Source organism: Kitasatospora sp. NPDC047058 (assembly GCF_040643935.1).
In the GTDB taxonomy this organism is placed as follows: Bacteria; Actinomycetota; Actinomycetes; order Streptomycetales; family Streptomycetaceae; genus Kitasatospora.
In genome coordinates this window covers 1-5,709 of record NZ_JBEYVJ010000412.1, presented here as the reverse complement: position 1 = coordinate 5,709, position 5,709 = coordinate 1, and the positions used below count along the sequence as shown (strand labels likewise).

Genomic DNA, 5,709 nt, shown 5'->3' with positions numbered 1-5,709 from the left:
CGCTGTTGAGTTCTCAAGGAACGGACACTTCCTTCGGACCGCCTTCCAGCGGGCCCTCCGGGCGCTTCGTTCTTTCGTGTTCCCAGCTTATCAGACGATTTCCGCTCCGTTTCCGGCGCTTCGTTCATCCAACTCACTGGTGTCTTCTGCGGCTTGACGCCCCGTCCGACGTTTCAAACTCTAGCCGATCCCCGCTCCGAAAAGCGAATCCAGCCGCAACCCATATAAACGGACACGCCACAGCAGACCCGGGCCGCAAAGCCGAAAAAGGCACGACGCGACCCAGTTCGAACTGAGGTGTGGTGTTTCGAAGGATTGGCCGCCCCGGGACCGTCCGCGCCGATGCGTGTCCGGTGCTCCCTGCCGAGCGACTGGGCGACAGTACTCCCATTTCACGCCGGAAACAAATTGCCCGACCAGCCGGCCGCCCTCCCCTTCCCTCACTCGCGGCCGGCCGGCTGCTCACCGTCCTGTTCGATGCGTCCCTGCGGTGCACCCAGGCCCTGGCGGACCGAGTCCAGGATGGTCAGGCCCTGGCTGACCAGGCCCGCGGCGATCTCGCCCAAGCCGTCGGCACCGTTGAGCACGTTGACGTTGGCGCCCGCGAGCCCGCCGGCCGCCTCCTTGACGATCTGCGGCAGCTGGTCGATCAGCATCCGGTCCAACGCCACCCGGTCGTGCGAGGCCGCCGCCTCGGCCTGGATCTTCATCCGCTCCGCCTCGGCCAGCGCCAGGACCCTGATCCGCTCGGCGTCCGCCTCGGCCGGCTTCACGACCTCGGCGACCAGCTGCTGCTGACGCAGCTCGGCCGCGCGCTGGGCCAGCTCGGTCTGCGCCGCCAGCACCTCCCGCTGCGCGTGCGCCTGCGCCAGCGGGCCGGCCTGGGCGGCCTGGGCCTCGGCCCGGTCCACCTCGGCGGTGTACTGCGCCTTCACGATCGCGGTCTCCCGGGCGTACTCGGCCTGCTTCCGGGCGGACTGCTGCTCCGCCTCCACCGCGGCCTGGGTGGCCTGGGCCTGGGCGATCTGGGCCTGGCGCTGGATGGCCGCCCGGTGCGGGGCCGACATCGCGGCGATGTAGCCGGTGTCACCGTCGTCGATCGACTGGATCTGGAGCGAGTCGACGATCAGGCCGATCTTCGCCATCTCGGCCTTCGAGGTGTCGAGCACCTCGGTTGCGAGCTTCTGCCGCTCGGTGACGATCTCCTCGACCGTCATCGAGCCGATGATGGCGCGCAGGTGCCCGGCGAAGATCCGGCCGGTCAGCACGGACATCTGGTCCTGGTCGGACAGGAAGCGCTGGCCGGCGTTGACGATGCTCTCGGTGTCGTTGCCCACCTTGAAGGCGATGACCGCCCGCGCCGTCAGCGCGATGCCCTGCTTGGTGACGCAGGTTTCGGCGACCTCCGCCTCGCACATCGCCAGGGTCAGGAAGCGGACCTTGCGGAAGACCTGCAGGACGAACGCCCCGTGCCCGGTCACCACGCGGAACGGCGCGCCCGAAAGGCCCCGTCTTCCACCGGAGATCAGCATCGCCTGGTCGGGGGCGGGAACGCGATAGCCGAACATTCTGATTGCCTCCTCAGCGAAGCCCGTCGGCACGGTCGGCCCCCGGGCTGCCCGTGGGATCGGTCCACGCCATGACGTCGACCTGGCGAGTACCGCGCGATTCGATCACCAGGACGGGTGTTCCCTTGGGCAGGGGCTCCTCCGACCAGGCGAGGAAGCTCTCCGTACCGCCCCTGATCTTCACCAGGACCTCGCCCGGGCCGGTGGCTCCCCGGGTGCCGATCACCAGCACGCCGGGGCAACCGATCACGGCCTCGTCCGACACCATCGGCGGCCGCCCCTTTCACCTGTCGCACGTGCCACGGCCATCCTGGCAGCAGCGCTCGTCCGCAGCGGACAGGCGCGCGGCCGGGCCGCCGTACCGAAGCAGCCCTGATTCCAGGGTGGCACCGGCACTCGCGCCGCAGAAGGGTGTGCAGGCGGCGGGCGCCGCCGGCCCTGGCGCGTCACCCCTCGGCAGGAGCCACGATGCCGAGCCCGTGTCCATGCCGGGAGCCTCAGGGGCCGTCCGGCGGATCTTGCCCGGCAGCCCCTGGGTCGATGGCGGAACGCTGGTGCCGGCCCTCGGCCGGACGGTGTGCGAGCAGAGTATGACTCGGCTCACACCGTGTCGTGACGTCGCGTCATCTCCGCTGGTCGGCGGCGGAGTGCGCAGCCCGCGTGGCCGGATTCGTCAGTAAGCCGTCATTGCCGCCACTCCCCGGTCGGACACAGGCTGTCACGGTGTCTCAGCGACGAGTTGTTGTGGTGGTCTACCCGGGTGCCCAGGCCCTCGACATCACGGGGCCGATCGAGGTGTTCGACACCGCCAACCGGCGGCGTCCCGGAGAGGAGGGCGAGTACCGGATCGAGATCGTCTCGCCCCGTGCGCCGCGGGTGCGGACCAGCACGGGCATCGTGATCGAGGCCGAGCCGCTCCGAACGGGCGAGGGGCCGATCGACACGCTGGTCGTGCCGGGCGGCTGGAGCCTCCCCGAGGCGCTGGCCGACCGGGAGCTGGTGTCCTGGATCGGACGGGCGGCCGTGCGCTCGCGACGGGTGGTGTCCGTCTGCGGCGGTGCGTTCCTGCTCGCCGAGGCGGGGCTGCTCAACGGCCGGAGGGCCACCACCCACTGGGCGTTCTGCGACGAACTGGCCCGACGCTACCCGGAGGTGGCCGTCGACCCGGATCCGATCTTCGTCTGGGACGGCGACTACGCGACCTCGGCCGGCGTGGCCAGCGGGATCGACCTGGCGCTCGCGCTGGTCGAGGCCGACCACGGCGCCTCCTTCGCGCTGGAGGTGGCCCGCTTCCTGGTGCTGTTCTTCAAACGGAACGGCGGCCAGTCCCAGTTCAGCACGATCCTGGAGGCCCAGCTGGCCGACCGTCCGCCGATCCGGGCCGCGCAGGAGTGGATCCTGGAGAACCTCGAACAGCCGCTGCCGGTCCCCGAGGTGGCGCAGCGCGCCAACATGAGCGTACGCAACTTCGCCCGGGTGTTCCGGCGCGAGGTCGGCACTCCGCCGGGCCAGTACATCGAGCAGATGCGGATCGCCCGGGCCCGGAAGCTGCTGGAGTCCACCGAACTACCGGTCGGCCAGATCGCCCGCCGATGCGGATTCGCCTCCGCCGAGACCTTCTTCCGTTCCTTCGGCCGGACGCTGGAGCTCACCCCGAACGAGTACCGCCGGCGGTTCCAGGCGCTCGCGCCGGCCGGCCTGGTCCTCGGGGCCGGGCCGGCGGAGAGGAGTGCCACCCCGTGACCACCGACCTCCGGGAGACCCCGCCGACGGACACCACCGACACGACCGCTGGCACGACCACCGAAGCGACCACCGACGCGCCCGCCGGGGTCCGCGTCGTGGACCACCTGGCGGCCGCTCTGGCCGAGCACGGGGTCCGGCAGGTGTTCGGCATCGGCGGCGCGAACATCGAGGACCTGTTCGACGCCCTGGACGGCGTCGGGGGCCGGCCGCGCACCGTCGTGGCGAAGCACGAGTTCTCGGCCGTCACCATGGCGGACGGGTGCGCGCGCACCACCGGGCGGCTCGGCGTCGTCGCCGCCACCTCCGGAGGCGGCGCGATGAACCTGCTCCCGGGGCTGGCGGAGGCGTACGCCTCACGCGTCCCGGTGCTGGCCCTCGTCGGGCAGCCACCCACCGCACTGGACGGGCTCGGCTCCTTCCAGGACTCCAGCGGACGGGCCGGATCGCTCGACGCCCAGCGGCTGTTCGCGCCGGTCAGCCGCTTCTGCGCCCGGGTCGACCACCCGGACGCCCTGCCGCGGCTGCTCGCCGAGGCGATGGCCGCGGCCCGCTCGCACCCCCGCGGGCCCGCCGTGCTGCTGCTGCCCAAGGACGTCCAGCAGGCCACGTCGACGGCTCGCCGGCCGGCGCCGCCCGTCCCGGTACCCGAACCGCGCACCCCGTCCGTGCGACTGGACCGCGCGGCGGAGCGGCTGCGCGCTGCCACCCGGGTGCTGGTGATCGCCGGCGAGGGCGTCGCCGCGGCCGGGGCGAAGCGCGAACTCGCCGACCTGACGGCGCGGTTGGGCGCATGGGTGGCGGTCACGCCGGACGCCGGGGACGTGTTCGACAACGCCGACCAGCATTTCGCGGGCGTGGCGGGGGTGATGGGGCATCCGAACGTCCTGGACTGTCTGCGGCGGGCCGAGCTCTGCCTGCTCGTCGGCACCCGCCTGCCGGTGCTGGCCCGCGGCGGACTGGAGCCGGCCCTGGCCGAGACCCCCGTGATCTGCATCGATCCCGAACCGCCGTTCGTCCCGTCCGTCCCCGGACTCCACCTGTCCGGCGGTCTGCGCGACACCCTGCGGCGACTCGCCTCCCGGCTCGCCGCCGCCGACCGTCCCGCGCCCGGGCACGCCGGACCGGTTCCGCTGGCGGCCCCGCCGCCCGGTGCGGGCGGCCTCTCCCACGCCGCGGCGGTGGCCGCGGTGGCGGACGCCCTGCCGCCGGACGCCCATGTCTTCGTGGACGCGGGGAACACCGGGGCCAGCGCGATCCACCGGCTCCGGGCGACGCGGCACGGGCGGTTCGTGGTGGCCGTCGGCATGGGCGGCATGGGCTACGCCTTCGGTGCCGGCATCGGGGCGGCACTCGCCACCGGGAAGCGCACCTACGTGCTCGCCGGGGACGGCGCGTTCTTCATGCACGGCATGGAGGTGCACACCGCTCTCGAGTACGGCGCGCCGGTCACCTTCGTGATCCTGAACAACAACGCCCACGCCATGTGCGCCACCCGCGAGCAGCTGTTCCTGGGTGCCCCCAACCCGGCCAACCTCTTCCTTCCCTCGGACATCGCCGCGGGCGTGGCGGGCCTGTTCCCCACCCTGGCCGTGAGCCGGGCCACCACCGGACCGCAGCTGCGGCAGGCACTGCTGCGCGGCAACGCGACGAGCGGTCCGGTCCTGGTGGCGGCGGACGTCGACCCCGCGGAGATTCCGCCGTTCCTTCCCTTCCTGACCGCCGCCGGCCCGGTGCCGGCCGACCACGAGGAGACCGTTCATGAGCGTTGCGCCGTCCACGCCGGCTGAGCTGTCCGGCCCGGCCGGAGTACCCGGCCTGACCACGGTGGAGAACACCGCGCCGGACGTCCTGGCGTCCCGCTGCGCGGAGCTGACCCGCCCGGCCCACCCCCACCGGGAGGTCTACGGGCAGTACTGCACCATCCACGAGTACGTCGACTGCCCGCCGGACGACGCGTACGCCTACCTGCGGCAGGGGCACCACCTGGAGGAGTGGACGTTCAGCCTGCGGAACTTCCAGCCCGCCGGTACCCCCGGCCTCTGGGTCGGGGACGACCTGCTGGAGGCGGGGACCAGGATCTTCTGCCGGGTGGAGTCCAACGCCGAGGCCCGGACGGTGGACTTCCACTGCGCCTGGGACCAGGGCGAGCAGCTCTGGATGATCTACCTGATGCGGGTCGTGCCCGCCGAAGCGGTGCTGGGGCGGCCCGGTTCCGTCATCACCTGGACCAACTGCCGGCACCCGTACTACGACGCCAACCCGCACCCCGACCTCGCACCGAGCCCGGACCGGGCGTGGGTGGGCACCTACTGGGACCTCTTCTACGCGGGGCACACGGTGGAGATGGCCAACCTCAAGGCGATGCGCGGCACTGGTCGAGCGCACCGCCGTCGGC

Annotated in this window: 5 protein-coding genes; 3 read left to right on the top strand and 2 right to left on the bottom strand. The window is 72.3% G+C overall.

Features of this window, described 5'->3' with window-relative positions:
• Window positions 1-440: 440 nt before the first annotated feature.
• Together ABZ885_RS34220 and ABZ885_RS34215 are read right to left on the bottom strand one after the other, a co-directional pair.
• Window positions 441-1,568 carry an SPFH domain-containing protein gene (locus ABZ885_RS34220; protein WP_360197545.1) on the bottom strand — a complete coding sequence of 376 codons (1,128 nt, stop codon included), beginning with the start codon at window positions 1,566-1,568 and terminating at the stop codon, window positions 441-443.
• A gap of 13 nt (window positions 1,569-1,581) precedes the next feature.
• Window positions 1,582-1,836: a hypothetical protein gene (locus ABZ885_RS34215; RefSeq protein WP_360197542.1), complete on the bottom strand. Its 255-nt coding sequence runs from the start codon at window positions 1,834-1,836 to the stop codon at window positions 1,582-1,584.
• 455 nt (window positions 1,837-2,291) lie between these two features.
• On the opposite strand from ABZ885_RS34215, the gene ABZ885_RS34210 reads away from it, so the two are divergent.
• The 3 genes from ABZ885_RS34210 to ABZ885_RS34200 form a co-directional block, all read left to right on the top strand.
• Window positions 2,292-3,311, top strand: coding sequence for a GlxA family transcriptional regulator (locus ABZ885_RS34210; protein WP_360197539.1), 1,020 nt, complete (start codon window positions 2,292-2,294; stop codon window positions 3,309-3,311).
• On the top strand, window positions 3,308-5,101 hold the full coding sequence (locus ABZ885_RS34205; RefSeq protein WP_360197536.1) for a thiamine pyrophosphate-binding protein: 1,794 nt from the start codon (window positions 3,308-3,310) through the stop codon (window positions 5,099-5,101). Before ABZ885_RS34210 ends, ABZ885_RS34205 begins: the two co-directional genes overlap by 4 nt.
• The coding region (locus tag ABZ885_RS34200; RefSeq protein ID WP_360197533.1) for an SRPBCC family protein at window positions 5,073-5,709 on the top strand (637 nt) is incomplete at its 3' end. The genes ABZ885_RS34205 and ABZ885_RS34200, both read left to right, overlap by 29 nt.

What these genes read in the sequence shown, in the direction of transcription:
- ABZ885_RS34220 (WP_360197545.1), bottom strand. Translation starts at nt 1,568, where the DNA reads ATGTTCGGCTATCGCGTTCCCGCCCCCGACCAGGCGATGCTGATCTCC.
- ABZ885_RS34215 (WP_360197542.1), bottom strand. Translation starts at nt 1,836, where the DNA reads ATGGTGTCGGACGAGGCCGTGATCGGTTGCCCCGGCGTGCTGGTGATC.